Source organism: Pedobacter sp. KACC 23697, assembly GCF_045348445.1.
GTDB lineage: Bacteria > Bacteroidota > Bacteroidia > Sphingobacteriales > Sphingobacteriaceae > Pedobacter.
Genome location: NZ_CP157485.1, coordinates 2,492,925 through 2,517,361, shown reverse-complemented (window position 1 = coordinate 2,517,361; position 24,437 = coordinate 2,492,925). Strand labels below are relative to the sequence as shown.

At 39.2% G+C, this 24,437-nt stretch carries 21 protein-coding genes and 4 tRNA genes; 9 read left to right on the top strand and 16 right to left on the bottom strand.

Annotated elements, in window-relative coordinates:
* Positions 1-260: 260 nt before the first annotated feature.
* The 6 genes from ABEG20_RS10010 to ABEG20_RS09985 form a co-directional block, all read right to left on the bottom strand.
* Entirely contained in the window at positions 261-1,202 is a 942-nt protein-coding gene (locus ABEG20_RS10010; protein WP_406827226.1) for a helix-turn-helix domain-containing protein, read from the bottom strand.
* Between the two features lie 26 nt (positions 1,203-1,228).
* Complete coding sequence (locus tag ABEG20_RS10005; protein ID WP_406827225.1) at positions 1,229-2,329, bottom strand: efflux RND transporter periplasmic adaptor subunit; 1,101 nt, start codon at positions 2,327-2,329, stop codon at positions 1,229-1,231.
* A gap of 13 nt (positions 2,330-2,342) precedes the next feature.
* Positions 2,343-5,627: an efflux RND transporter permease subunit gene (locus ABEG20_RS10000; protein ID WP_406827224.1), complete on the bottom strand. Its 3,285-nt coding sequence runs from the start codon at positions 5,625-5,627 to the stop codon at positions 2,343-2,345.
* Positions 5,628-5,640: 13 nt separating this feature from the next.
* Complete coding sequence (locus ABEG20_RS09995) at positions 5,641-7,035, bottom strand: TolC family protein (protein ID WP_406827223.1); 1,395 nt, start codon at positions 7,033-7,035, stop codon at positions 5,641-5,643.
* A gap of 587 nt (positions 7,036-7,622) precedes the next feature.
* Entirely contained in the window at positions 7,623-8,042 is a 420-nt protein-coding gene (locus ABEG20_RS09990; protein ID WP_406827222.1) for an SRPBCC family protein, read from the bottom strand.
* Between the two features lie 332 nt (positions 8,043-8,374).
* Complete coding sequence (locus ABEG20_RS09985; protein ID WP_406827221.1) at positions 8,375-8,893, bottom strand: protease; 519 nt, start codon at positions 8,891-8,893, stop codon at positions 8,375-8,377.
* 246 nt (positions 8,894-9,139) lie between these two features.
* On the opposite strand from ABEG20_RS09985, the gene ABEG20_RS09980 reads away from it, so the two are divergent.
* Positions 9,140-9,682: a peroxiredoxin gene (locus ABEG20_RS09980; RefSeq protein ID WP_406827220.1), complete on the top strand. Its 543-nt coding sequence runs from the start codon at positions 9,140-9,142 to the stop codon at positions 9,680-9,682.
* A gap of 363 nt (positions 9,683-10,045) precedes the next feature.
* Here the strand turns inward: ABEG20_RS09980 and ABEG20_RS09975 are convergent, their stop codons facing one another.
* Complete coding sequence (locus ABEG20_RS09975; protein WP_406827219.1) at positions 10,046-11,137, bottom strand: AI-2E family transporter; 1,092 nt, start codon at positions 11,135-11,137, stop codon at positions 10,046-10,048.
* Between the two features lie 186 nt (positions 11,138-11,323).
* Here ABEG20_RS09975 and ABEG20_RS09970 point away from each other — a divergent pair, with 186 nt between their 5' ends.
* Positions 11,324-12,142: an alpha/beta hydrolase gene (locus ABEG20_RS09970; RefSeq protein ID WP_406827218.1), complete on the top strand. Its 819-nt coding sequence runs from the start codon at positions 11,324-11,326 to the stop codon at positions 12,140-12,142.
* Between the two features lie 222 nt (positions 12,143-12,364).
* On the top strand, positions 12,365-12,619 hold the full coding sequence (locus ABEG20_RS09965) for a hypothetical protein (RefSeq protein ID WP_406827217.1): 255 nt from the start codon (positions 12,365-12,367) through the stop codon (positions 12,617-12,619).
* Between the two features lie 368 nt (positions 12,620-12,987).
* On the opposite strand, the gene ABEG20_RS09960 is transcribed toward ABEG20_RS09965, so the two are convergent.
* Positions 12,988-13,644, bottom strand: a complete 657-nt coding sequence (locus ABEG20_RS09960; protein ID WP_406827216.1) for a response regulator — start codon at positions 13,642-13,644, stop codon at positions 12,988-12,990.
* A 255-nt stretch (positions 13,645-13,899) separates the two neighbouring features.
* On the opposite strand from ABEG20_RS09960, the gene ABEG20_RS09955 reads away from it, so the two are divergent.
* Positions 13,900-14,178 carry a hypothetical protein gene (locus ABEG20_RS09955; RefSeq protein WP_406827215.1) on the top strand — a complete coding sequence of 93 codons (279 nt, stop codon included), beginning with the start codon at positions 13,900-13,902 and terminating at the stop codon, positions 14,176-14,178.
* Between the two features lie 177 nt (positions 14,179-14,355).
* On the opposite strand, the gene ABEG20_RS09950 is transcribed toward ABEG20_RS09955, so the two are convergent.
* From ABEG20_RS09950 to ABEG20_RS09940, 3 genes are all read right to left on the bottom strand, one after another.
* The gene (locus ABEG20_RS09950; protein WP_406827214.1) at positions 14,356-14,895 is read right to left on the bottom strand and encodes a lipocalin family protein; all 540 of its coding nucleotides are present in this window, start codon (positions 14,893-14,895) and stop codon (positions 14,356-14,358) included.
* Positions 14,896-14,972: 77 nt separating this feature from the next.
* The gene (locus ABEG20_RS09945) at positions 14,973-15,119 is read right to left on the bottom strand and encodes a DUF2256 domain-containing protein (protein ID WP_406827213.1); all 147 of its coding nucleotides are present in this window, start codon (positions 15,117-15,119) and stop codon (positions 14,973-14,975) included.
* Between the two features lie 6 nt (positions 15,120-15,125).
* Positions 15,126-16,544, bottom strand: coding sequence for an SDR family oxidoreductase (locus ABEG20_RS09940; protein WP_406827212.1), 1,419 nt, complete (start codon positions 16,542-16,544; stop codon positions 15,126-15,128).
* 468 nt (positions 16,545-17,012) lie between these two features.
* Here ABEG20_RS09940 and ABEG20_RS09935 point away from each other — a divergent pair, with 468 nt between their 5' ends.
* Positions 17,013-17,711, top strand: coding sequence for a YoaK family protein (locus ABEG20_RS09935; RefSeq protein ID WP_406827211.1), 699 nt, complete (start codon positions 17,013-17,015; stop codon positions 17,709-17,711).
* Between the two features lie 416 nt (positions 17,712-18,127).
* Here the strand turns inward: ABEG20_RS09935 and ABEG20_RS09930 are convergent.
* Both ABEG20_RS09930 and ABEG20_RS09925 read right to left on the bottom strand, forming a co-directional pair.
* Positions 18,128-18,211 (bottom strand) — tRNA-Leu (locus ABEG20_RS09930).
* A gap of 71 nt (positions 18,212-18,282) precedes the next feature.
* A tRNA-Gly gene (locus tag ABEG20_RS09925) sits at positions 18,283-18,355 on the bottom strand.
* 393 nt (positions 18,356-18,748) lie between these two features.
* On the opposite strand from ABEG20_RS09925, the gene ABEG20_RS09920 reads away from it, so the two are divergent.
* Positions 18,749-19,474 (top strand): hypothetical protein, encoded by a 726-nt coding sequence (locus tag ABEG20_RS09920; protein ID WP_406827210.1) that lies wholly within the window; start codon positions 18,749-18,751, stop codon positions 19,472-19,474.
* A gap of 51 nt (positions 19,475-19,525) precedes the next feature.
* Positions 19,526-20,023 carry a hypothetical protein gene (locus ABEG20_RS09915; protein WP_406827209.1) on the top strand — a complete coding sequence of 166 codons (498 nt, stop codon included), beginning with the start codon at positions 19,526-19,528 and terminating at the stop codon, positions 20,021-20,023.
* Positions 20,024-20,148: 125 nt separating this feature from the next.
* Here ABEG20_RS09915 and ABEG20_RS09910 read toward each other — a convergent pair.
* From ABEG20_RS09910 to ABEG20_RS09900, 3 genes are all read right to left on the bottom strand, one after another.
* Positions 20,149-20,232: transfer RNA gene (locus ABEG20_RS09910), tRNA-Leu, on the bottom strand.
* A gap of 69 nt (positions 20,233-20,301) precedes the next feature.
* Positions 20,302-20,377: transfer RNA gene (locus tag ABEG20_RS09905), tRNA-Gly, on the bottom strand.
* A 94-nt stretch (positions 20,378-20,471) separates the two neighbouring features.
* Positions 20,472-20,960, bottom strand: a complete 489-nt coding sequence (locus ABEG20_RS09900) for a regulatory protein RecX (RefSeq protein ID WP_406827208.1) — start codon at positions 20,958-20,960, stop codon at positions 20,472-20,474.
* Positions 20,961-21,021: 61 nt separating this feature from the next.
* Here ABEG20_RS09900 and ABEG20_RS09895 point away from each other — a divergent pair, with 61 nt between their 5' ends.
* Entirely contained in the window at positions 21,022-23,481 is a 2,460-nt protein-coding gene (locus tag ABEG20_RS09895; RefSeq protein ID WP_406827206.1) for a bifunctional UDP-N-acetylmuramoyl-tripeptide:D-alanyl-D-alanine ligase/alanine racemase, read from the top strand.
* Positions 23,482-23,846: 365 nt separating this feature from the next.
* A complete protein-coding gene (locus ABEG20_RS09890) occupies positions 23,847-24,437 on the top strand; it encodes a DUF502 domain-containing protein (RefSeq protein ID WP_406827205.1) in 591 nt (196 codons plus the stop codon).

Below are 24,437 nucleotides of genomic sequence, written 5' to 3'. Positions count from 1 at the left end.
CTTTGAATATGCCTAATGTCTTCTTTAGAGCATAGTGCAACGCAGTCGAGAACCCGAAGGCTCAGCGAAGCTAAAATTTATAGAATTAGATTTTTCATGCTTGCGCTCGTTTCCAAACGAGTGCAAAAATAATTACTCGATTTTATCGTTGTAAACGATATCCTATTCAACGCTCGTTAGCGGAAATCATTAGATTGTTAAGAATAAGACACTGAAACAAGTTCAGGGTGACGAGATGTCTTTATTAGAATCGGTTACAACTAATTTGCCCTAAAACCTTTCGGTGTACACTGCATCTGGCGTTTGAAAAATATATTGAAATTAGCAGGGTATTCAAAACCTAAACAGTAAGCAATCTGGGCAATATTCCATTCGGTATGTTTAAGCAGCGCAACTGCCTCTGTAGCTATTCTTCTCGAAATGTGCTCAGAAGTGGTTTTGCCTGTCACTTCTTTTACCGCATGATTTAAATGATTTACATGCACCAGCAGACGCAAAGCAAAGTCGTGCGCTGTTTTTAATTCCAAAATGTGCTCTGTAGAGCCGATGGGGAACTGCCTTTCCAATAATTCGATAAACAATGATGTTAAACGTACCGAAGCATTATTTTGTTTAAAAACAATATCCTGAGGTTTAACCTTCAATGCTTCATGAACAATTAGTTGCACATAGTTTCTTAACAGATCGTATTTATGGATGTAATCACCATCCATTTCTTTCATCATTTTACTGAAAATATCTTTCAACATTACTTCCTGTTCTTCATCAATATGTATGACCGGACTATCGTTTATGCGCCACAACAAAGAATCACGCAGGGTTTCATTACGGTTATGGATAAAATTTTCGGTAAATAAACAAAAGAAACCAGCGGGTTTTGGCGAGGTACTTTCCCATGAATAGGGAATATTCGGATTCGTAAACAACAATGCCCTTTCTTTAATTTCGATCTGTGCATCAGGATAATGCAAAATTCCATTACCAATAATCAACGAAATTTTGTAAAAATCTCTCCGGCTAAAAGCAGAAGGTACGTTAGTGCAGACATTGCCCCGGTTAAAAACATTAAAATGCCCAATATCATTAATCATTCCGAGGCTTGGCGTTGGAATTTCTGGCCTCGTGATTTTTAGTTTATTATAGAAATCTTCTAATGTTTCCTTTTTGTGTAGTATAGAAAGCTCTTGATTTTTTGATGACATATTTTAAGTGCTTTATACCCGTAAAGTTAATGTTTAATCGTCATTCCTTCGTGCATTTCCTCGGTAGGTTCTGCAACTAATTTGTCACCTTCTGTTAAATTACCAAAAATTTCAACCTGATCGTCCGTTTCTCTACCTTTCTTCACCGCCACCCTCACGGCTTTGTTATCCACCACTTTTAATACAAATAGTCCTTCACTGGTATCCAATAAAGCCTTTTTTGCAATAATAAATGTACCGGCATTGGCCGGAAGCGGAATATTGACCTCGGCAACCATTCCGGGCAATAAAATTTTCGATGCATTTGGTACGTCCATTTCAATGCGCTCAGCGCGTAGGCGTAAATCTAAAGCACCTGATAAACGTTTCACTTTAGCTTTAAAAGTTTGACTGGGCAAAGATTTTACTGTGAAACTAATTTCATCACCAGCTTTTAAATAACCAGTATAAACCTCTGGAATGGAAACGGCCAAACGCAGGTTCCTCTGATCCTGTAAAGTAAATAAAGGTAAATCAGAACCTTTACCTGTTGGACCGACATAGGCACCTAAATTTACATTTCTGGCAGAGATAACACCGCTGAACGGTGCCCTGATGGTTAAATAATCCTGAACTGAGCTTACTTCCTTATAGGCCGCTTTTGCTGCTTCAAGTTGCGCTAAATCTGAGTTCTTTTTTGCCATCGCCTGGTCCAGATCATTTTTAGAAATCGTTCCGGGCGTTTTGCTGGTTTCGTACAAACGGTTATAATTCGCTTTGCTTGCCGTATATATGGCTTCCTGTGCTTTTATCCGGGATTGTGTTGCAGCCAGTTGTGAACTCATTTCTGGTGCTTCCAAAGTCATCAATAACTGCCCTTTGCTTACTTCAGATCCGATATCAACTTTTAAGGTTTTTACAAAACTGCTTACTTTGGCGTATAAATCTACTTGTTGCAAAGCAATTAATTCGCCGGGTAAATTCAGTTTTGTGGATAGTTTTTCTTTTTTAAGGTCGAACGTTGCTATTACAGCTTCTTTTTCTTTCTTGGGGGCCACTTTCGATTCGGAGTGCCCGCAACCATATATCGCCGTTAACACTAAAAATCCTGTACTTAATAATCCTGTTGAAAATATCTTTGTATTCATTTGTAATGATGATTTATTCTTTTTCCTGTAAACCTTTAATGTAGTGGATGCTTTCTTCATCTTCCGGATCAAGCGATATCGAATGAGTAGTCTGTTTGCCCTGCACCCATGCAAATACCAATGGTAATATAATTAATACGGCAAATGTGGAGGCCACTAAACCACCAATAACCGCCCTTCCCAAAGGTGAAACAGCGCCACCGCCTTCACCGTGGCCAATGGCCATGGGTAACATGCCCGCAATCATTGCAATACTCGTCATGATGATTGGACGTAAACGTAAGGCTGCGGCTTCGCGTGCCGATTCTAGCGCATTGCCATTGTGTTTTCTTAATTGCTCTGCATTGGTAATGAGCAATACGGCATTGGCGATAGATACCCCGACCGACATGATAATCCCCATATACGATTGCAGGTTTAAGGTTGATCCGGTAATGGTTAATAATAATAATGAACCTAAAATCACGGCTGGCACAGTGGCTAGAATAACCAACGGAACTTTAAAAGACTGGAAATTCGCTGCCAGCATCAGAAAAATGACTACAATGGCCACTAATAAACCCGATTGTAAGCTATTTAAAGTATCTGTTAATACTTTGCTTAAACCAATGGCGGTAACATTTAATCCCCTTGGCAATTCGCCAACGTCTGCAATGGCTTTTTCTACATCCTTAGATGCCGAACCCAGATCTGTATGGTAGAGGTTGGCCGTTACGGACAGAAAAGGCATAGCACCAATATTATCGTTTTCTCCAGCAGTAGTATCCGGGGTAATTTTTGCCACATCGCTTAACACCGGCCTTGCTGAATTTTTTAATAAAGGAATTTCTCCAATATCATCCTTACTGGTCATCTGATTCAGTGGTACCTGAACCTGTACACTATAAGGCAAAGCTGCTTTTTCATCCAGCCAGATGTTTTTATCCGTATAACGTGATGATGAAGTGGAGGCAATCAATGAACGCGAAATATCAGCCATATCTACCCCGATCTGTGCTGCCCGCGTTCTGTCAATATCAATATTTAATGAAGGATATTTAATGGGCTGGGCGATCTGAACATCCCTCATATAGGGGATTTCTTTCAATTCTGCCAGTATTTTACTGGCATATTTTTCATTCATTTTTTTGTTTTTTCCGGCAATACGCACCTCGACGGGGGTAGGGGAACCTTGACTCAATACTTTATCCGTTAGTTCTATCGGCTCGAAAGAGAGTTTAACATCAGGTAGTAATTTTTTGATCTTTTCCCTGAACTGATCTTTAAAGTCGTCCATATCTTCTTCAAAATCCTTTAAACTTACCTGGAAAACAGCTTCATGCGGACCAGCCATAAACTGATAGATGGGGTTTACCGAAAATTGTGCAGGGTGCTGACCCACATAAACGGAAGATATACCCATATGCTCTTCTCCAACCATTTTTTTAAGCTCAGCTAAAACCACATTAGCTTTTTCTTCAGTGCGTTCTAAACGCGTTCCGTCGGGTGCACGTAAACGCAACTGAAACTGACTCGAATTTACCCTGGGCAAAACATCGCGGCCAATATTAGCCAAAAGCAACGCCGCTAAGCCAATAATAACAACTAAATAAGCCAAAACAACAGATTTACGGTAAGGCAAAATCCGATCGAGGAAACGCATAAAACGGTTGCGAAACTTATCGAAGAAACCAATTTTACCATTGCCGCTAAAATCTTCACGTTCTACCAGCACCTTTTTTTGGTTCAGGGTGTCTTTTTCTGAATCGAGTGTAATGCCTGTTGCTGTAAAATCAGCCTCATCTTCTGTAATGCCCGGATGAGGCGCATTACCCTTTTTAGGATGCGCGATCATGAGCCAGTTGGCCATAATGGGTACAAAAGTTTGTGATAACAGGAATGATACCACCATCGAAAAGCCAATGGCCAATGCCAGTGGTAAGAATAATGCCCCGGGGATACCGGTCATGGTAAAGGCAGGTGCAAATACGGCAAGGATACAAAACAGGATTAATAACTTGGGAAACGCGATTTCCTTACAGGCATCCCAAATGGCCAGGGCTTTGGGCTTGCCCATATCAAAATGCTGGTGGATATTTTCTATTGTTACTGTCGATTCATCTACCAGGATACCGATAGCTAATGCTAATCCACTCAAAGTCATGATGTTGATCGTTTGTCCGAATAATTTCAGGAACAGCACGCCGGCAATAATAGAGGTAGGAATGGTTAAGATTACAATGAGTGCGGCGCGTTTATCTCCAAGAAAAAGTAAAACCATTAAACCTGTTAATATCGCACCGATTGCACCCTCACTGATCAGACTTTTTACGGCGTTGATCACATAAACAGATTGGTCGAACTCATAAGAAAGCTTCACATCCTCCGGTAAGGTATTTTGAATGTTGGGCAGGTTTTTCTTTAAGTTTTTAACTACATCCCAGGTAGAGGCATCTCCAGATTTAGCAATACTTAAATATACCGAGCGTTTACCATTGATCAGGGCGTAACCAGCAACTAAATCAGCACCGTCTTTTACGGTAGCCACGTCGCGGAGTTGCAAATTTTGCACACTGCCTTTAAATAAGGGAATGTTCTCAAAATCCTTCACCTTTTTAATGGTATAATTGGTTGGAGTAAGGTAGTTTTTATCGCCAATCCTAATATTTCCCGAAGGCGCGGTCTGGTTATTTAACCTGATGGCTTCCACCACCTGGTCTACTGTTAGGTTATGTGAGCGCAGTAATGAAGGGTTTACATTAATCTCTATCGTACGTGGACTACCGCCAAATGGGGCGGGAGAGAGCAAACCTGGTATGGCCGAAAAGCTAGGGCGTACGTAAGTATTGGCCAGATCCTGCAATTCGTTATTGGTACGGATAGCGCTGCTTAAAACAAGCTGGCCAACAGGCAGTGAGGAGGCATCGAAACGGATAACGAAGGGTGGTTGCGAACCTGGTGGGAAAATGGCTTGCGCACGTGTAGAGAGCGCACTTAGTTCTGCTGCAGCCTGCGCCATATTGGTACCTTCGTAATAGGTGAGCTTCATGAGCATTAAACCCTGCGTGTTTTTGGTTTCGATACTTTTAATGCCGTTGGCAAAAAGCAGGATGTTAACGTATTGTTTACCAAAATAGGCCTCCATCTGGTCAGGTGTATAACCACCAAACGGATGGGCAATATAAATTACCGGGAGGTTCATCTGCGGCAGGATATCAACCTTGATCTGGTTGATGGCTCCTATGCCGAAAAAGAACAATCCAGCCACCAAAACCAGGATGGATATGGGCTTGCGGAGTGCGAAACGTATTAAATTCATTTATAAAGCCAGATTAAAATTCGTTGATAAATAGATCGTAATTCCCCAATGCCGAAGATTTTAGCAATAAGGCCTGCCAAACATTGGTAAAGGCAATATCCCTGTCAGTTTCGGCGCGGTTTAAGGTAAAAAGCGCCTGTGTAAGGTCTACCAATGTAGTAAGTCCGTTTTTGTATAAAGTGCTCTTTTGCAGATAAGCATCAGATGCAGCTTTTACCTGGATAGGCGCTTCCCTGTAATTGGCTAATGCATTATTCAGCTTGGTTTCGGCGAGGACCAACTGGGCTTTTAATTGCTGGTCAACAAGGTTATATTCTTCTTTTAAACCCTGACTGATGTATTCCTGTGCACGCACCTGTGGACGGTTTTTTAACAATGTAGAGAGGTTCCAGGTCATTCCTATGCCAATCAAATAGTTTCCCCTTGTAGGGTTTATTCCGTCAGCATAACTGGTAGAATAGGCTGTTTGATCTAAGGCATAAGCAGCACTAAAACCGGAACCTTTTCCTTGCATTACCCCGAAAAAAGTGAATGTTGGATAGTATAATTTTTTAAAATAATTAACCTGCTGCTGGCTAACATCAACCCGGTTTTGATAAAACTTTAACATTGGATGTGAATTTTTGATTACCGTATCTTCGAGCAGGTTACCTGGAATCCGGGTTATGGAAGCGGTATCCAGTACATAAGATGTGGCTGTTAATCCCATTAAAACGCCTAATCGATTAGCTTGCTCCTGTTCCAGATCTTTAGCTTTGGTTAAAGCAATTTTAGCACTGGAAACTTCGGCTTTTGCGAGTGAAGAATCTACCCCGGCAATTAATCCGTTTTTGGCCCTGATTACGGCCATATTTTTAAAGGTAATGGCGCGATCGAGATTTTTCTGTTGCGATTTGCTTAACCTTTGCGCAGCGAGCAGATTTAAGTAGGCTGCGGAAACTCGGATTTCCTGTTGGAACTTTTCCTGTTCCAGGTCATTTTTATCTCTTTGGTAGGTAGCATCAGCAATTTTAATGCGTTCCTTTATTTTTCCAAAAGTAAAAAAATCCCAGTTTACATTGGCCAGATAAAGTCCGCCAAAGGCGGCATTCCAGTTTTGTTTGTTTAAAGACGGACCAGAAGAAGCAGTGCCTAATCCCCCCAGACCATATTGAGGACCATTCTGGCCGTTAATGGTGCCATAATCCTGCTGCGCGCTTAAGTTTAAATTCGGTAAGTATTCTCTTCTGGCTTGTTGGATTAAGGTTTTTGATGCACTGGCATAATTATCCTTTGCTTTAATGGAACCATAATTGGTTAATGCAGCATCCACTGCTTGTTTTAAGCTGAGTGTTTGTGCATTTACATCAGCAGAAAAACCGATTGATAATAATAGGAATGAAAGATAAAATAAAGATATACGAGGCATAGTGTATAATTTACACAGCAAATGTAAATTATGAGCGCTATATCAAAGTAATTCGGTTCAAATCAAAAATTATGCGAATCAAATAATAATCGAAATGTTACTTAAAGATTAAAGAGGATAATTGATGTGTTTAAATTGGAAAAGTTCGTCTCATAAAATGAAATTTAAAAACATCCCGGTTTCAAGCGAATAGCTCCTGGAGAAATTTTTTAATATAGGCTAAAGATCTTTCCTCGCCCGCAGAGGCGGGCACTCCTCGAAGCTTCAGTCGAGATGACGATTTTTCTATTGGAATCTGAGAACGATAGCCTGGATAAGGATTTTTTTAAATATCCCGCAAGACGTTTTGACTAGTTGTTTCCATTATTCCTATTAGAAATAATTCATTCACCTTACGTCATTCCCGTGAAAACAGGAATCTTAAAGCTTGTGGCTCATTAACCCTCCGGTTGCATTAAGATTGCCAGTCAAGCTGGCAATGACGGTCAATGCAAAAGATACCAATGATATATCCGTATGTTGAATTCTCTGGAATAACAAAGTCGCGTGGAATACAGATACGATACAGCCTTTATTAAAAAATATGTTTACAACTCTTCCGTGTATTTTTTAAAGTTATCCAGAATGGCCTGCCAGCCGCTGCGTTGCATTTCTATCGGGTGGGTAGACTCTGCATCAAAAGTTTCAATCACCCTTGTCTGCTCGTTTAAGGGTTCGAAAATGATGCTTACCTTTCTACCATCTTCAATGGTGTATTCGATTTTTTTATGTTGATCAACGATAGTGTAGGTGCCTGCGAAATCGAAGCTCATGCTGCCGTCTTTTGCAGCCATGGTACTTTTAAATGTACCACCAACTTTTAAATCGTTTTCAGCATAAGGCGTATGCCAGTCGGGTGATGCAAAACTCCATTTGGTCATATGATCTGGATTGTTCCAAAATTCCCAAACCTTTTCTATTGGCGCATTTACCGTGGTTTCTACAGTAATTGTTGTGCTATTTTTCATTTTTTTGGCTATTTAAATTCGTTGAATAAAGTTATGGGAACTTTTACATTTCATAAAGTGTAAATGCGACAAATTAGGGGGTGAATACCTACAATTGGTTTAGCAGATTTAATTCATCATAACTGGCATGGATTTGAGCTAATTATAGACACAATTTCCTGAATATGTTACTTTTAGTGACTAACGGCGATCGTCAAGCGTTTCTATTTAAAATATAAGGCCATTTAACTTAATATGGCCTCATAAATTTTGGGAATTACTATTTCCAAATCTGTTTTACCGACAAGAAAAATGCGCTAAAGTGTACGTTTAGCGGCAATGAAAAATGCAAATTAATGTAGATCCGTATAAATAAAGGTCACGGTATCTCTGGATGCCAAACCACTCATATTCCCACCGGTGTAAACGGCTTTATAAACCGATCCTTTTTTCAGGTCGTATGCTTTAAGCAAATCGGCATTTGCCACGAGGCTATCACCAGGATTTACTTGGGTATAACTAGAGGCTGGAGGTGGCATAATCCTTTTGGCCATGGCGCCTTTATATTGGGCTTCTTCTCCTTTATCATTCGTAATGCTTAAATAACTGCTCATTAAAGGTTCGAATGGCGTATGCCAGATACAGAATTTTTTTGCACTGTCTGTATTATTATATACCACGAATCTTAACAACAATGGCTCACCGGTGGCTACATTGCCATTTATTTTCAGTTTAACTTCCAGCGAGTCAGTTTTGTTGGCAGCACTTTGACTGGTGTTATCATTTTTATTGGTCGCCGTATTTCTCGTCGCTTCGCTACAGGCCGAAAATAATACCAAAAGGGCTGGAATAATTAATCTGATGTTTTTCATGATTTATTTTTGCTTGTATAAGCAAATAAAAGTTGGTTTTGTTTGAAATTGATTAAACTAAAACGATTAAATTGATCTTACAGGCAGATTGCATATCTGCAGTTCAATTGATCTGGATTGCAAATCCATACCATCGTGCAATAGTAAAAATCACAATTGATTTGATGGGTTAATTAAGGTAGATCAGGATAATTTCCGATCCATCTGGAGCGTTTAAGCGTATATAGGGATAAATTCTTAAATAAAATGAAAATAAATATCGCAGCAATCACATTGGTTCTCTTATGCCTGATTGGGGTAGAAACTTATGCCCAGGAAACAAAACCGAAGTCTAAACCTCAACAAATTGAGGTTGGGAGCAAAATTCCCGATTTTACCCTTAAAGATGATAGTGGTAAAGATTTTAAAGTGAGCAACTATATCGGAAAGAAAAAACTGGTAATTTATTTCTATCCAAAAGATGAAAGTAGTGTTTGTACTAAAGAGGCCTGTGCCTTTCGGGATAGTTATGAGGAGTTTAAATCAACAGATGCCATGATTATTGGTATAAATTCTGGTACTGTAAAAAGTCATGCCGATTTCAAAAAGCACCATAATCTGCCTTTTACGCTTTTAAGCGATCCTGATAATACAGTTTTAAAAATGTTTGGCGTTAAAGATGTCATGTTTTTAACCGGAAGAGAAACTTTCCTGGTTGATCTGAATGGTAAAGTAGTGTTTAAGTTTAAGGGAATGTTAAAAGGGGATGAGCATGCCATCAGCGTTTTGGCTTTTCTGAAAAAGAAGTAATTTTCACAATTAATTTGAAGCCCGTCACTTTTGGCGGGCTTTTCTTTTTCCTGAATGTTTTAATGACAGAAGAGAGCAATTTGGTACGGCTATTATTGTTTCCTAAGCTTTCCGTTTTACTTTTCCTGCGGCTTCGTGTTCACTCCATCAGATAGCGGTCGGATCGGGTCTAGATGGCCAGTTAGCAGTACTATTTTTGTCAGGGTGCCTACCTGCACGAGCCTTTGTTGATAAACCCGGTAGGAGCGGGCATCCCGATTTAGTTAGTTTCCCTTTATTTCGCAGGTTCTATCGGGATAAAGCGGATAACGGGGCTGCTGGCTCCGAAGGAATACTGAACGATCGTTTTCAAAAAAATAATGCTTATTCTGTTGCCAGTTTTTTCTTTCTCCTAAACCTTTTTACCTGTCCCATATGTTCTGTAGGGATATTATCGCCGAGCAGTTTACCCCAAGGTTTAAGTCCATCAATCCGGTCAAAGATGATCTTCATTACCGCAATAAACGGAATGGAAAGGAACATGCCGGGGATACCCCAAAGGGCTGCGCCCATTAAGACAATTACAATAGAAATAAGGGCATTGATCTGTACTTTGCTCGAAACAATGCGAGGCACCAGGATATTGTTATCAATAAACTGGATCAGCGCATAAGCGCCTATAATTAAAAGTTGTGTAGTAAAACCATCTTTAGTTAAGGTGGCCATTAATACCGGAAGTGCGATGGCAATAATACCTCCAATGTAAGGGAGCAGGTTTAATATTGCGCCGATTACCCCAATTAAAATAGCATTTTGTACGCCAAGAATAAGCAAAGCAGCAGAATTCATGATGGCAACAATAGAGGTTTCGATTAATAAGCCGATAATATAACTTTGGATGGCTGCTTTCGTTTCACTTAGAATCTCAGCAACTTTCTCCTTGTTTTCTTCTGAAAATACTTCGTAAATAAAATTCAGGATCAGCGTTTTATATAATAAGATCAGAAAAGTATAAACCGGAATCAGAAAAACGACACTTAAAACCCCCATCAAACCACTAAGCGTTTGGCCAATTAATGCTTTGCTGCCATTCGCTGCATCATTAAGCATTTGCGTCTGCTTTTTGGTAGAAATGCCAAAAGTGGCTTGTAACCAACTTCTGATCTGCTCCAGCAGCTGCGATAATTTTTGTTTAATGCTGTCGAGGTCATCAAAAAAGTGCGCTAGCTGTGATGACAAAAAATACAGCACAGCTACCACCACCAATAAACCAATAAGCATGGAAAGCATAATGCTCACGATTTTTGGCATTTTTCTTTCGAAACGGTTGGTCAGTGGGTTAAGTAGTATAGCTATAAGGGCTGCAAAAGCAAGTGGCACCAGGATATCTCTCAGCACACTCATGATGAATACCGTAATGACTAATCCTAAAAGAATTACGGGCGCTTTGATGTAGAATGGGTAGGTTTTAAGCATTTTAGATGGGTTATCCGTTCAAGAACCTAAAATGTAACAAAATTGTTTTAAAGTTTTTAGTTGTCTGAGGAATAGCTAAGCAGGCAATACCATTTTTTAGGTTTCTACAATTTACAGAAATGGCAAACCATAACCAGTTATTTTATAAATTTAGCACGATGTTATAATCATTCTTAAAAATTACCCATGAAAAATAGCTTCTTACTAATTGCCTGTTTATTTTTATTTAGCCATGTTTTAAATGCTGCGGAAGTAGATACAGCTTTGACCTATAGCAAATCGATGAAAAAAAATATCAAAGCCGTGGTGATTAAGCCTGATCGCTATAAAACAGGCAAAAAATTTCCAGTTGTTTATCTGCTTCATGGAGCAGGGGGGAGTTATGCAGAATGGGCCAGAAAAGTGCCCGGGATAAAAAACCTGGTCGATCAGTATCAGTTTATTATCGTATGCCCGGATGGTAATGTAACGAGTTGGTATTTTGATAGTCCGGTAGATTCTGCATGGAAATACGAAACTTATGTGGCTACCGAGCTGGTAAGTTATATCGATGAACATTATAAAACCATTGCCGATAAAAGGGGGAGGGCCATTACCGGTTTAAGTATGGGTGGTCATGGGGCATTTTACCTGGCCATTAAACACCAGGATGTATATGGGGCCGTTGGCAGCATGAGCGGAGGGGTAGATATTAAACCTTTTCCGAACGGATGGGATATTTCGAAAAGATTGGGCAAACAGGATGAATTTCCGGAACGCTGGAAACAAAACAGTGTAATTGATATGATTTACCTGATAAAGCCAGGATCGCTGGCCATCGCTTTTGAATGTGGTGTAGACGATTTTTTTTATAAAATGAACGTACGCTTGCATGATGAACTATTGTACCATAATATTCAGCACGATTTTACCACAAGGCCAGGCGTACACAATTGGGACTACTGGGCAAACGCCGTTAAATTTCAGAGTGTTTTTATAAGTAATTATTTTAATCAGAAACCCTAAACCAACTATTGGCAAGGGATAAATTCATTCGATTTTTTTTGCTGACAGGCTATCACTTCAGATGTTAATTCATGGCTATAATCCTATTTCCTGCATTTAAATTGATACATGATTTACCTTAAAAATTAACTTTTAGATTACACACAAACTAAACGGTTACTCTATTTTTGGTCTTTCTTGAAATCTTATTTACAAAACAGGAAACGAAGATTTAAAACCAAAATGAAATACTTAGTCAAAGAAATCAGTGAAGGAAACTGCGATATTACATTATTGCCTGAAAACCTGAATGATAGAAATCTTTTAGCAGAAACCACAAAAGGCCTGCAGAACGATTATCAGAAAACGATCCAATCGCATTATGAACATGCCTTGAAAAATGAAGTTCACGGCAATGCTGCATTTGTTTCCCTGAATAGCGAACAAAGCAATTATCCGAAAAGGGTAAATGTAAATTACCAGATTATTTTAAGCTAAAAAAGCTTAATCTATTACACAAGGGAGGCTGTATCATAAGTGTGAATTCTCATCCTGAGTTTGTTAAAAGATCTCTGTTAAATGTTTCAAAGGCGTCTCAACAGGATCAAGTTGACAAATCTGAGGTGAATTACTACTGATGATAGCGCCTCTTTTTTATTTTATAGTGTAGCACTAATGATTTTAGTGCGGCGCTTTTCGCTGTGCTACAGGTTTGGCTAACGAACGCTTTAAATTACAAAGCAGGTTTAAGCTGCCAAAAGGTCGCCTGATCAGACTACAATCCTGCATAAACAGACTTACGACTTCGGACTCAAGACTAAGGACTTATGTGTGCAAAGGTTCCAAATAAAAATACTTTACATTAATTAACTTAAAAAGCCATTCATGATGGCAAAACGGATTAGTGATGCGGTATTTTTAGATCCCGTTTTATCAATCAGCATCTGGCGGTGTCCTTCAATTGTGCGTTTACTTAAGAATAACTTATCAGCCATTTCCTGGTTTGTATAACCTTCTGCAACCAGATGCAGTACTTCAATTTCCCGCATGGAAAAATCTACCTGGTTTTTCTCTTGTTCAGCTTGGGCAGAAGTTTGGTTGATCAAACGGTTGAGCATTGTTTCTGTCAATTCAACACAAAGATATTTAGCGCCGTCGGCTACAGTTTTAAGGGCAAACAGCATTTCGCTTTCATTTACATTTTTTAGCAGATAACCATAGCTCCCTTCCATAAAGGCCTGCATTACATACTTTTCTTGATCTAACATAGAAAGAATCACTACTTTAATATGAGGATGGGTTGATTTAATGGCTTTTATCAGGCTGATGCCATCCATTTCCGGCATATTGATGTCTGCAAGAATAATATCGGGAACAATTCCGGATACCAGGTGTTCCAATACCTGCTTACCGTCATCGGCTTCAGCAATCACTTCAATATCAGCCTGCGATTCAAGTAACATTTTAATCCCGTTCCTCACCAGGTTATGATCTTCTGCGAGGATTATTTTTAATTTGTTCATATGCATTCCGGTTGATAAAACTTAAAGCTGATTCGATAGCAGGTGAGAGCATCTATCCTCTGATTGCAGCAAAAAAAAATGATTTCCGATATAGATAGAACTTGCCATTCAGCTTAAAAGTTTTATGCAAGGCAGGATCGGTTTGAACATATTGGTTTCAGGCATTACAAAAAGTGTAGAAAAACGGTTTTATTAGCGATCATATCAAACTTCACAGCCTGTTTACCTGTTGTATGATAAGTAATAATATTAATTATGGAAAAAGATCATAAAAACAGCAATCTTGCAGATCCTAATGCAGATCATACCGCGGATAAATCGAATATGCCTGATAATCAGGTTCCCCGACACCGTAGCAATAATAGCAGTGAATTAGATAAGGTGAAAGATGGTGCGGGAATGCTTGGCCGTGAAATGGGCGAAGGAGATTACGGTGCTGAAGAGGCTAGGGCAGATCCGGATAAGGGAAATCCTGGTGAAGCTGGAAACATGCCAAATTCAATCCCGAATAACAACAAGGAAGAAAATGATTGATCTCGTAACGAGAAAATTTTAAAATTTGCTGGCAGGCTTAGGTGTTTCCTTAATGCCTGCCAAAAGTTGGCAGATGAGCCACAGGATATGATGATAGAAGATTTAGGTCTTTAAACTGTTTATGCAACAGATTGACCCGGAAGATGTCGCCATGTTGGTCTCCCTTTATCTTATCTGTTAATCTTGCACCGTCCAAACCAGGTCTTTTTTTTGATAACCAAGATCGTTTGCTTTTTTTAAGTAATTTGTTTTTACCGCATCCGGAATATGCTTTGTGCGGGACAGTATCCAGAGGTAATCCAGGTTATTTCCGGCTATAAGGGCGTACTGGTAGTCCTTGTCGATTTCAATTACATTATATCCAGCGTAAAAAGGGCCAAAAAAGGATACTTTTAGCCGTGCTTCATCCTCACCTTTCACAAATTTGGCTTTTCCAATGCTCTGCTTCCATTTATTTTTAACCATGTCGTACCCTTTATTATCAACCTTGATAGATCCGTCGTCATTTCTTGAATAAGTAGCCGTTACATTCTTCAGATTTTTTTCGAACTTAAAATCCATTCTGGCAATTTCATACCAGGTTCCCAGATATTTATCTGTGTTAAATGGCTTAACTGCTGTTGCGCCATTGGGGATGGAAACCTTGCAGCTTGCGTAGGCTGCTGCCACGACGGCCAATGTGGCAAATAAAAGTGTATTTCTGTATTTTTTATTCATAATGGTTAGCTTAAATAACTGCAACAAAGGTGAAGCGCAAATGTTTGAATGCGAAGATGGGTATGAATTTAAACCGTTTAGGCTAAGTTTTTTGTGCGCCTGCATTTTTGACTGCAATAGATCACCTCATCCCAGTGCCTTGCCCACTTGGCGCGCCACATAAATGGCCGGTTACAAACGGGGCATGTTTTTGTGGGTAAATGCTGCTTTTTTACATCCTTCATAAGGTTTTATGTGACAATTCTCTTTATCATTCCATTAAAAATGAAATAGTGAAATGGTAGCACAGCGTACCAATATAAACGACCAGCTAATCCTAGTGGCCTGAAAGTAGCGGTTTGGTAAACACAGTCATCCACTATTTTAAACTCTAACCAGGCTTCACCCGGTAATTTCATTTCAGCATATAACAACAAGCGGCTTTCCTGGGTATTTGAATAGATTACCCGCCAAAAATCAAGCCGATCTCCAGTGCTGATAGCTGTCGGGTTTTTTCTTCCGCGGTTGAGTCCAACACCACCGAATAATTTATCGAGGAAACCCCGAAAGTTCCATAACCAATTTGCATAGTACCATCCCGATTTTCCACCGATGGCAAAAATTCTTGCTGCAGCCAGTTTCCGGTTATTGGTGTGGGCTGATTTTCGATCTACAAACACGCCGTTTTTGGGCACAGCGAGCAGCTTTTTGATCATCTCCTTCGAATAGGTTTTTCCCATCGCATCGTACCAGCTTGAAAGCACCATATTTTGCTCAATCTTCTGAAAGGCAAGATTAATAGCTTGCTTGTACGGAATTAATTTAATATCAAGTTGATCTGCTAAATCATTGGGTTCGGCTACTACATCTATGTGCATGCTGTCTACAAGATTCCGCGCCAGGCTATAAGAGGTTGAGGTTACAAAATATAACCAGTAAGAGGAAAGCTTAGGTGTCATAACAGGCACGATTAAAATGCGCCTTTTAAGCCGCCTAACCGCTGCAAACTCCAATAACATCTGCTTGTAGCTTAATATGTCCGGACCATAAATATCATAATGTTTACCGAAAGTGAATTCCTTTAACAGTACCTTAAACAGGAACTCTATCACATTTCGGATGGCAATCGGCTGGCATTTGGTATGCAGCCACTTTGGTGCAACCATAACCGGCAATTTTTCTACCAGATCGCGTATGATCTCAAATGAAGCACTGCCTGATCCCACAATTATCCCCGCCCTCAGTGTGGTGAGTGGTACTTTGCCTTGGCCCAACAATTGCTCCACTTTTTTACGGGAAGCCAGGTGTTTAGAAAGTTCAGTACTGTTCACTATCCCACTTAAAAATATAATTTGCTTCGCTGCTGTTTCGCCAATTGCTTTTGAAAAATTACGGGCAGATTTTGCTTCACTGTCACTAAAATCTTGGTTGCCACTCATTGAATGGACAAGGTAGTAAGCGGCATCAATATCTTTTGGCAGTGACTGTAAACTCTCCGGTTTCATAAGGTCAGCTTCGATAACGGTGATCTGCGCATCATGGCCAAATTTGTTTTTGTCGAAGCGTGCTGCATTTCTAACCAGGCAAAAAACATTGTGGCCCTGTTCTAACAGCACTGGAAGCAATCGCTGGGCAATATATCCGGTTGCACCGGTGAGTAGTATGTTCAAAACGTAATTTTAAGTATATCAACAGTTATCCTTCTGTTTATGTTTGCCGGGAGGTAAAGATAAATTTAATTGAAAATGAAGGAAGGAAATTAATTGCAGACTGTTATAATCAGCTTCCTATAAACGGTTAAGGATTTTATCAGCAAATACGGAATTCGTTCTTAACTCATAATCGAAATTAACCATTATGTTTTCATTGCCTGATGTAAGAAAGGTAAAATTGATCAGCGGGCAGATGAAGTTTAAAACGTAGAAGCGGAAAGTAACCCCCTTTAGTCTAATACCTCTCTTTTTCTTTTGGAAAACAGTACCGAACGGCTTTATCATATTTCGGAATTCAACCTAGGCCAGAATGTATAGATATGTTCAATGGCTTTTAATGCGTACTTTCGTTCAGCAAGATCAATAGATATGTTACGGCATCAGGGCACAAAAAGAACATATATTCATAACGTAAAACTAGCCTCCTTGCTTGGTCTAACAGCTGGTTTCGTAAATGCTGCAGGCTTTCTGGCTTTTGCAGTGCTCACCACAAATGTTACTGGGCATGCCGCACTATTTGCAGAGAAGATAGCTATGCAGGATTGGGAGACGGCGCATGTAGTGGCCTTATGGATGTTCCTGTTTTTATTTGGTGCCTTTGTTTCAAGTGTCATTGTTTCCTTTATAGGTCGTAATCAGCGTTATTCCTATGTGCTGCCAATCTTAATTGAAATCATTATCCTGGGTATTGTTGCATTGGAAGGCTACCGTTACAACGGGACAATAGTCGGAAAAGAGATTTTTGCAGGAAGCCTGCTTTTTGTAATGGGAATACAGAATGCACTGGTATCTATGGTTTCAGGCTCCGTGGTTCGTACTACGCACCTTACAGGTACTTTTACTGACCTGGGCATCGAGCTTGCACAGGTATTAAAAAAAGACACTGCTGAGCGTGCCATAATCAAGTCGCGTATCAAATTGAGGCTGGTAATCATCTTTTTCTTTTTGTTTGGGGCATTAACAGGTGCCTACCTGTATAAACGTGTTGGATTCAGCGCTTTCTTTTTACCCATTGCTGTGCTGGCCTACACGCTTTTTTATGACGTTATGCGTATCCAATTCAAACGCATTATACACAACTGGATTAACCAGAAAAACAAATATAACAATGATGTCTCCTCATGAGCTTTCAGCTGTTTCTATTTTTGTGAAAGGAAAAATATCATTTTGTATCTGTTAATACTGATATGAAGCTACAGGTGAAATAAAGTTTCAGAAAACTTATTATCAGACTATTTTTTACTTGACGCACGAATTAATCTTAAGTAGATCTATACCCTAAGCTCGAAAATTTTAAGCATCTAACCGCTAAGTAAATGGAAAGACAGGTCGCTGTCCTTTTGGTAGGTTCGGCATATTGATCTTGGGCAGACCTGCCATAATGCTGGATTGCTTACTCAGCCATAAATCCGGCCTTTGGAGCGGTAGGTGTGTAACAATTTAGGCATCATGATCCGATATTTTAATAGTTACACAATCAGATGGATAACAAAACAAGAAGCCTTGATTTTCATCAAGGCTTCTTGTTCGATTTTTTGTTGTACTCGGGGCGGGAATCGAACCCGCACGCCTTTGAAAGCACAGGATTTTAAGTCCTGCGTGTCTACCAGTTCCACCACCCGAGCATTAGCCGCTGCCGATCTCCATCGGCTTGGTTAACTTAAAAATAAATGCCTTCTGGTAGGAAGGCATTTAGAGCGAAAGACGAGATTCGAACTCGCGACCCCGACCTTGGCAAGGTCGTGCTCTACCAACTGAGCTACTTTCGCAAATTAATACATGGTGTTGTATTCCTTTGGGGTTGCAAATATAGAAATATAAATATCACTATCAAAAAATAATTTTATTTTTTTGCTTTTTAAGGTGTGTTTAGTGGCTTTTTGTGTTGAGGTAGTTGATCAATTTTCATGATTTAATCTTGAAATTTGAAGATTATCAGGGAGTTAAAATGAGGGTTGTTAGCAGATGGGGGATTTGATCAGGCATAAAAAAAATAATAAAATTGCTGTCTATCCATTACACCAGCTACAATTAATTATTTTGATCAATATTAACTTTTTGTAAATTGCTCAGACCTATATAAATGATAAGGTTAGTGTTTGCAGCTTAGAATGGAAACACGGTTTGATTTTATTTAAGCAAATGATAAAACAGTTTACCGAATGAATAAACGAATAAACGCACTCACCATTATAATAATATGCGTGCTCTTGGCCTGCCATTCAACAACAGCAGAGCGGAAAGCATCAGGAAAGCTAAGTCCTGTTCATGACCAAAATGTTATTCCACAAAAACAAAATAATAAGCTTGAGCATGTTGCCCAATTAACTTTTATGGAATATCTTGATGACGGCGATTACTTTCAGATCTTAGCTAAAAAGGGCGATAGCTCATTTAGTTTCATCAATGAAACCGATACCAGCAGAAATTTAAATCGTGGAGACCAGATACAGGTGGTATGGAAGAATGGTACGGTTACCGTTCCCGGCGATAATGAATCTGAAATGCCAGCCAAGTTAATACTTTCCATAAAGAAAACAGGAGAGGGGCCGGTAACTGCTTTCAGAAACAGCTATGGTAAAAAATTAAAATATACCTGGAACGACAAGGAATTTACTTCGACCTATCTTAACAAAGTTTATTTGTTAACGGAGTATTATCTTACACAAACCAAAAATCCTTTGCTGCGGGAGGCCATTAAAAACCGGCAGGAGCTGACATATTCTATTGAGTCGGCAGAAAGGAACAGTCAGCACTTCAAGGTAATTGGTATTGCGCCAATAGGTCCAACCGGCAGTAATATTGTTCAATGGCTTTACGTTGAAGAAGAGAATGGCCGGATTTACGAGTATAATCTTCCGGAGGATAAACTGGTCGCTTTTAATTAATACTATATTTCTTTCGCAAACTGTTTTTAACGTAGTAATACACTTTTTAATTTGAATAACGCAGCACAGGTAACATTGAACATGCACAGAACTATTTTAAAATACTGGATAATAGATTTACTGATAGGTTTAGTTTTATATGCTGCATACACTATTACCATTATGAATAAAACTGCTAGTGGCAATGGGTTCTTCGCAAATGTGCTGTATTTCTTGGATATCGTTTTAAATCTGGGTTATTCTTTATTGTATCTTATTGCAGTGGCAATTTGCTCTTTTACCGTTTTTTTGAACTTCTTCAGCAAGATAAGACATCATTCTATTCTTTCTTGGCTTAGTTTTTCTGGAGCACCTGTTTTAGTGGTGGCAATGCCCATCATTAGTTTATGGATATCAACTTATGATTTTAGCAAAAATGTCATGACAGAACTTTTGATCTTTTCAATACTTTATCCATGCATCACAACAATTTTATATCTGCAATTCAGAAAAAAATATAAAACATTGAATGGTCTAGCCAGCACAGACGCATTAGATGTAGAGCATTAAGCAAATGTGAAAATAATGGAGAGATACTAAAGCATATAAATCGAAAACAAATCTTAATTAGAAAATGATTAAAGTTTGTTTCAAAACAAAAAAGTCCGATCATGTTGACCGGACTTTTCGTTGTGTACTCGGGGCGGGAATCGAACCCGCACGCCTTTGAAAGCACAGGATTTTAAGTCCTGCGTGTCTACCAGTTCCACCACCCGAGCATTAGCCGCTACCGATCTCCATCGGCTTGGTTAACTTTAAAATAAATGCCTTCTGGTAGGAAGGCATTTTGGAGCGAAAGACGAGATTCGAACTCGCGACCCCGACCTTGGCAAGGTCGTGCTCTACCAACTGAGCTACTTTCGCATTTACAAAACTGATGTTGTTGTTTCGTTTTGGTGATGCAAATATAGGCAGATTTATATTTCTGTCAAGAGATTTTTTATTAAAAATTTAATATTTAATTTAAATTGCTGGCTTTCAGTACCAGTAAAATTAAATCAGTTTCAAATCCTTTTGCCTGAAGGTAGCTCATCAGCTTATTTTTCCTTTTAAAAGGATCATTTTCTCCCAAACTTTGCGCTTTTTTTGCCGCTAATTTTTCCAGCGTCTGTAAATAATCATCCTCATCTATACTGTAAATTGCCTTTTGTAGAATTTTATCAGGCACACCTTTCAATTTCAGCCCCTGTTTAATTTTAACCCGCCCCCAATTTTTAATGTTAAATTTACCTGATGCATAACTTTTGGCAAATCTTTCTTCATTTAAAAAATTGTTGATGATCAGGTCGGTAATGATTTCTTCAAGTTCGTCGCCACGCATGCCCCATTCAACCAATTTATAGCGTACCTCTTTTTGCGAGCGCTCCTGGTAAACACAAAAACTTTCAGCTTTGGCCAAAGCTTGTTTTTTATCTAATAATACTGCTTCTTGTTTACCGCTTTTCATAATTAATTACTGAAATTCGTAAAAATAAAAGCGATTACCGTATTTTTCTGAATATAATAGCATGCAAAATCCAATATATACTGTTGCCAAAATAGCCGAAATTTTAAATGCCAATACAAAATTGTTTGATGGAGAGGTAATTATCCAGTACCTGGTGATGGATAGCCGTTCGGTTTTAGTGCCTGAAAGTTCGTTGTTTTTTGCGCTGTCTTCACACCGCAATGGACACGAATTTATAAAAGATGCCTATGCAAAAGAAATCAGGAATTTTGTTATTACCGAAGCGAAATACATTCACGAATATCCGGATTGCAATTTTTTATTGGTCAATGATGCCCTGGCAGCACTACAAAAGTTAAGTGCTTACCATCGGAATCAATTCCATTTAAAAACAATAGGTATTACAGGGAGCAATGGAAAAACCATCGTTAAAGAATGGTTGTATCAGCTTTTGGCAACCGACTTTAATATTGTTAAGAGTCCGAAAAGTTATAATTCGCAAATAGGGGTGCCGCTTTCTGTATGGCAGATGGAGGCCGGCCATACCCTTGGCATTTTTGAAGCCGGTATTTCTGCAGTGGATGAGATGCAGCATTTGGCAGAAATTATCCAGCCCGAAATCGGGATCCTAACCAATATCGGTGAAGCACATGCTGAAGGATTTAGTTCCAAAGAAGAAAAACTTACCGAAAAACTAAAACTTTTTGCAGCATCTGAACTATTTATTTATTCGCCGGAGTATGTAAATAACACGGGTATAAAAAACCTGCCGGGTAAAAAACAGTTTAGCTGGAGCAGTAAACAGGCGGCAGATCTGCAGATCACCACTGTTGAACCTATTGAAGGAAAATGTTATTTAAGGGCCATTTATCAGAATAGAGAAATTGAATGCATTTTGCCTTTTAAAGATAAAGCTTCAATAGAAAATGGTATGATCTGCTGGGCAACTTTATTGGCTTTAGGTTATACACCAGAGCAGGCAGATCTGCGCCTGGAGAAACTGAGCCATGTAAGCATGCGCCTGGAACTGAAAAACGGCATTAACCAATGTTCTATTATTGACGATTCTTACAGCGCTGATATCTCTTCTTTAGCCATAGCGCTTGATTTTTTAAATCAACAGAACCAGCATCTCAAGAAAACCGTTATCCTTTCCGAATTATTCGAAACCGGTAGAGACGATTTTGATTTGTATACTGAAATAGCGGGGTTGCTCTCGCAGAAAAAAATAAACCGACTGATTGGCATTGGTACAAACATTGCCCGTTATGCCAATCTTTTTAAGTTCGAAACCCAGTTTTTTAACAATACCAATGCTTTTGTGGAGGCTTTTCCAGGTTTACACTTTAACCACGAAACCATATTGGTAAAAGGGGCCAGGCGTTTTGAATTTGGGCGCATCAGTAAATTGCTCACCCAAAAAATACACGATACGGTATTAGAGATCGACCTGAATGCCATGGTGGGCAATCTGCAGTTTTATCGTGCTAAAATTAAGCCTGGCGTTAAAATAATGGCTATGGTTAAAGCCTTCTCCTATGGAAGTGGAAGTTTCGAAATCGCCAATTTATTGCAGTTCCATAAGGTAGATTATCTGGCGGTAGCTTATGCCGATGAGGGTATTGCTTTGCGGAAGGCCGGAATTACTTTGCCTATTATGGTGATGAGTCCGGAAGAATCTGCATTCGAAGCCATTATCAAACACAGGCTGGAACCCGAAATTTATAGTGTAGAAATCCTGAACAGCTTCTTAAATGCGCTATCAGATTATGATTTCGATTATCCCATCCACATTAAAATAGATAGTGGCATGCACCGTTTAGGCTTTGATCAAGCCGAAATCGATGCCTTGTCTGTACTGTTAAAAAAATCGGCAAGGGTAAAAGTGCAGACCATTTTTTCTCACCTGGTGGCTAGTGATGCCGCAGAGCACGATGGATTTACCCGGCAGCAGATCGATCAATTTAAAATCGTAGCCAATCAATTGGTTAACATTTTAGGCTATAAGCCATTATTGCATATCTCCAATACCTCTGGAATCTCACGCTGGCCTGATGCACAAATGGATATGATACGTTTGGGTATAGGGTTGTATGGTTTTGATTCTGCTATAGCTAATAACCGGGGTTTGCAGACGGTAATGGTACTTAAAACTACGGTTACCCAGGTGAAAACTTTGGCTCCTGGTGAAACTGTAGGTTACAGTAGGAGAGGCATAATGCCAAATGGCGGAAAAATAGCAACCGTAAAAATTGGCTATGCAGACGGATATACCCGATATTTTGGTAATGGCATTGGCAAAATGCTGATCAATGGCCATTTGGTGCCTACAATTGGCTCAATCTGTATGGATATGACTATGCTGGATGTTACCGGTATAGAGGTGAAGGCTGGCGATGAGGCTATTGTTTTTAATAAAGAGCATACCATTATGCAGTTGGCCAAAGATATCGGTACCATTCCGTATGAAATCCTGACCAATATTTCGCAACGGGTTAAAAGGGTATATTTCTATGAATAGTTCATTGGATTAGCTGTTCATTGGTCATTAGTATGGCAAATAGCCTGTTGATTCAGTTGTTAATTGGTCATTGGTATAGCAAAATGCCTATTTAATATACTAGTTAATTGGCTAATAGTCTGATGGTTTATCAGTTCATAGTCATCGGTAACCAGCAATTGCATAAAATATGCACCCTATACAAATGAACTAATGACGAACGGGCGATTGAACTAATTTATTATACCCGATCGCTTGTTTGTATATCCTATACAGATGAACTAATAACTGATGAACGATTGCTAGAATATACAGCCTGCACCAATGCACTAATGACTAATGAACCAATAAACACTTATAACTAAAAAAAATACTAATTTTACAGCATGAATAAAATCGGGAAAGCTATTTTAAACTATTTAATTAAAGGTTTATTAATTGTTGTACCCATTGCCGTGAGTATTTTTATTGTGGTTTGGGCAGTTACAACAGTTGATAGCTGGTTAAATGTAAACAATATCTTAGGTGTAAATCCGCACACAGGCGAAAGCCGCAATATTCCCGGTTTAGGTTTATTAACGGTTTTGGCCATTATTCTGCTTGCTGGTATTTTTGTAACCAATTTGGTTACCGAACCCATGTACCATTGGTTTCAGCGGATGATGCAGCGTTTACCGCTACTGAACTTTATCTATTCATCTATCAAAGATTTAACAGAGGCTTTTGTTGGCGATGAGAAGAAATTTAATCACCCGGTGCTGGTGGAAGTAGAGGGTGGTTTAAAAAAGATTGGGTTTTTAACGCAAAACGATTTACATAAGCTTGATTTACCCAATGAAGTAGCGGTTTATTTCCCGCTTTCCTATTCATTTGCAGGTCAGTTATGTATCGTACAGCGGGATAAGGTTACCGATTTAAAAATGACAGCAGCTGATGCCATGAAACTTGTAGTTAGTGGTGGTGTAAGCGGACTTTAA

What these genes read in the sequence shown, in the direction of transcription:
- ABEG20_RS10010 (WP_406827226.1), bottom strand. Translation starts at nt 1,202, where the DNA reads ATGTCATCAAAAAATCAAGAGCTTTCTATACTACACAAAAAGGAAACA.
- ABEG20_RS10005 (WP_406827225.1), bottom strand. Translation starts at nt 2,329, where the DNA reads ATGAATACAAAGATATTTTCAACAGGATTATTAAGTACAGGATTTTTA.
- ABEG20_RS10000 (WP_406827224.1), bottom strand. Translation starts at nt 5,627, where the DNA reads ATGAATTTAATACGTTTCGCACTCCGCAAGCCCATATCCATCCTGGTT.
- ABEG20_RS09995 (WP_406827223.1), bottom strand. Translation starts at nt 7,035, where the DNA reads ATGCCTCGTATATCTTTATTTTATCTTTCATTCCTATTATTATCAATC.
- ABEG20_RS09990 (WP_406827222.1), bottom strand. Translation starts at nt 8,042, where the DNA reads ATGAAAAATAGCACAACAATTACTGTAGAAACCACGGTAAATGCGCCA.
- ABEG20_RS09985 (WP_406827221.1), bottom strand. Translation starts at nt 8,893, where the DNA reads ATGAAAAACATCAGATTAATTATTCCAGCCCTTTTGGTATTATTTTCG.
- ABEG20_RS09980 (WP_406827220.1), top strand. Translation starts at nt 9,140, where the DNA reads ATGAAAATAAATATCGCAGCAATCACATTGGTTCTCTTATGCCTGATT.
- ABEG20_RS09975 (WP_406827219.1), bottom strand. Translation starts at nt 11,137, where the DNA reads ATGCTTAAAACCTACCCATTCTACATCAAAGCGCCCGTAATTCTTTTA.
- ABEG20_RS09970 (WP_406827218.1), top strand. Translation starts at nt 11,324, where the DNA reads ATGAAAAATAGCTTCTTACTAATTGCCTGTTTATTTTTATTTAGCCAT.
- ABEG20_RS09965 (WP_406827217.1), top strand. Translation starts at nt 12,365, where the DNA reads ATGAAATACTTAGTCAAAGAAATCAGTGAAGGAAACTGCGATATTACA.
- ABEG20_RS09960 (WP_406827216.1), bottom strand. Translation starts at nt 13,644, where the DNA reads ATGAACAAATTAAAAATAATCCTCGCAGAAGATCATAACCTGGTGAGG.
- ABEG20_RS09955 (WP_406827215.1), top strand. Translation starts at nt 13,900, where the DNA reads ATGGAAAAAGATCATAAAAACAGCAATCTTGCAGATCCTAATGCAGAT.
- ABEG20_RS09950 (WP_406827214.1), bottom strand. Translation starts at nt 14,895, where the DNA reads ATGAATAAAAAATACAGAAATACACTTTTATTTGCCACATTGGCCGTC.
- ABEG20_RS09945 (WP_406827213.1), bottom strand. Translation starts at nt 15,119, where the DNA reads ATGAAGGATGTAAAAAAGCAGCATTTACCCACAAAAACATGCCCCGTT.
- ABEG20_RS09920 (WP_406827210.1), top strand. Translation starts at nt 18,749, where the DNA reads ATGAATAAACGAATAAACGCACTCACCATTATAATAATATGCGTGCTC.
- ABEG20_RS09900 (WP_406827208.1), bottom strand. Translation starts at nt 20,960, where the DNA reads ATGAAAAGCGGTAAACAAGAAGCAGTATTATTAGATAAAAAACAAGCT.
- ABEG20_RS09895 (WP_406827206.1), top strand. Translation starts at nt 21,022, where the DNA reads ATGCAAAATCCAATATATACTGTTGCCAAAATAGCCGAAATTTTAAAT.
- ABEG20_RS09890 (WP_406827205.1), top strand. Translation starts at nt 23,847, where the DNA reads ATGAATAAAATCGGGAAAGCTATTTTAAACTATTTAATTAAAGGTTTA.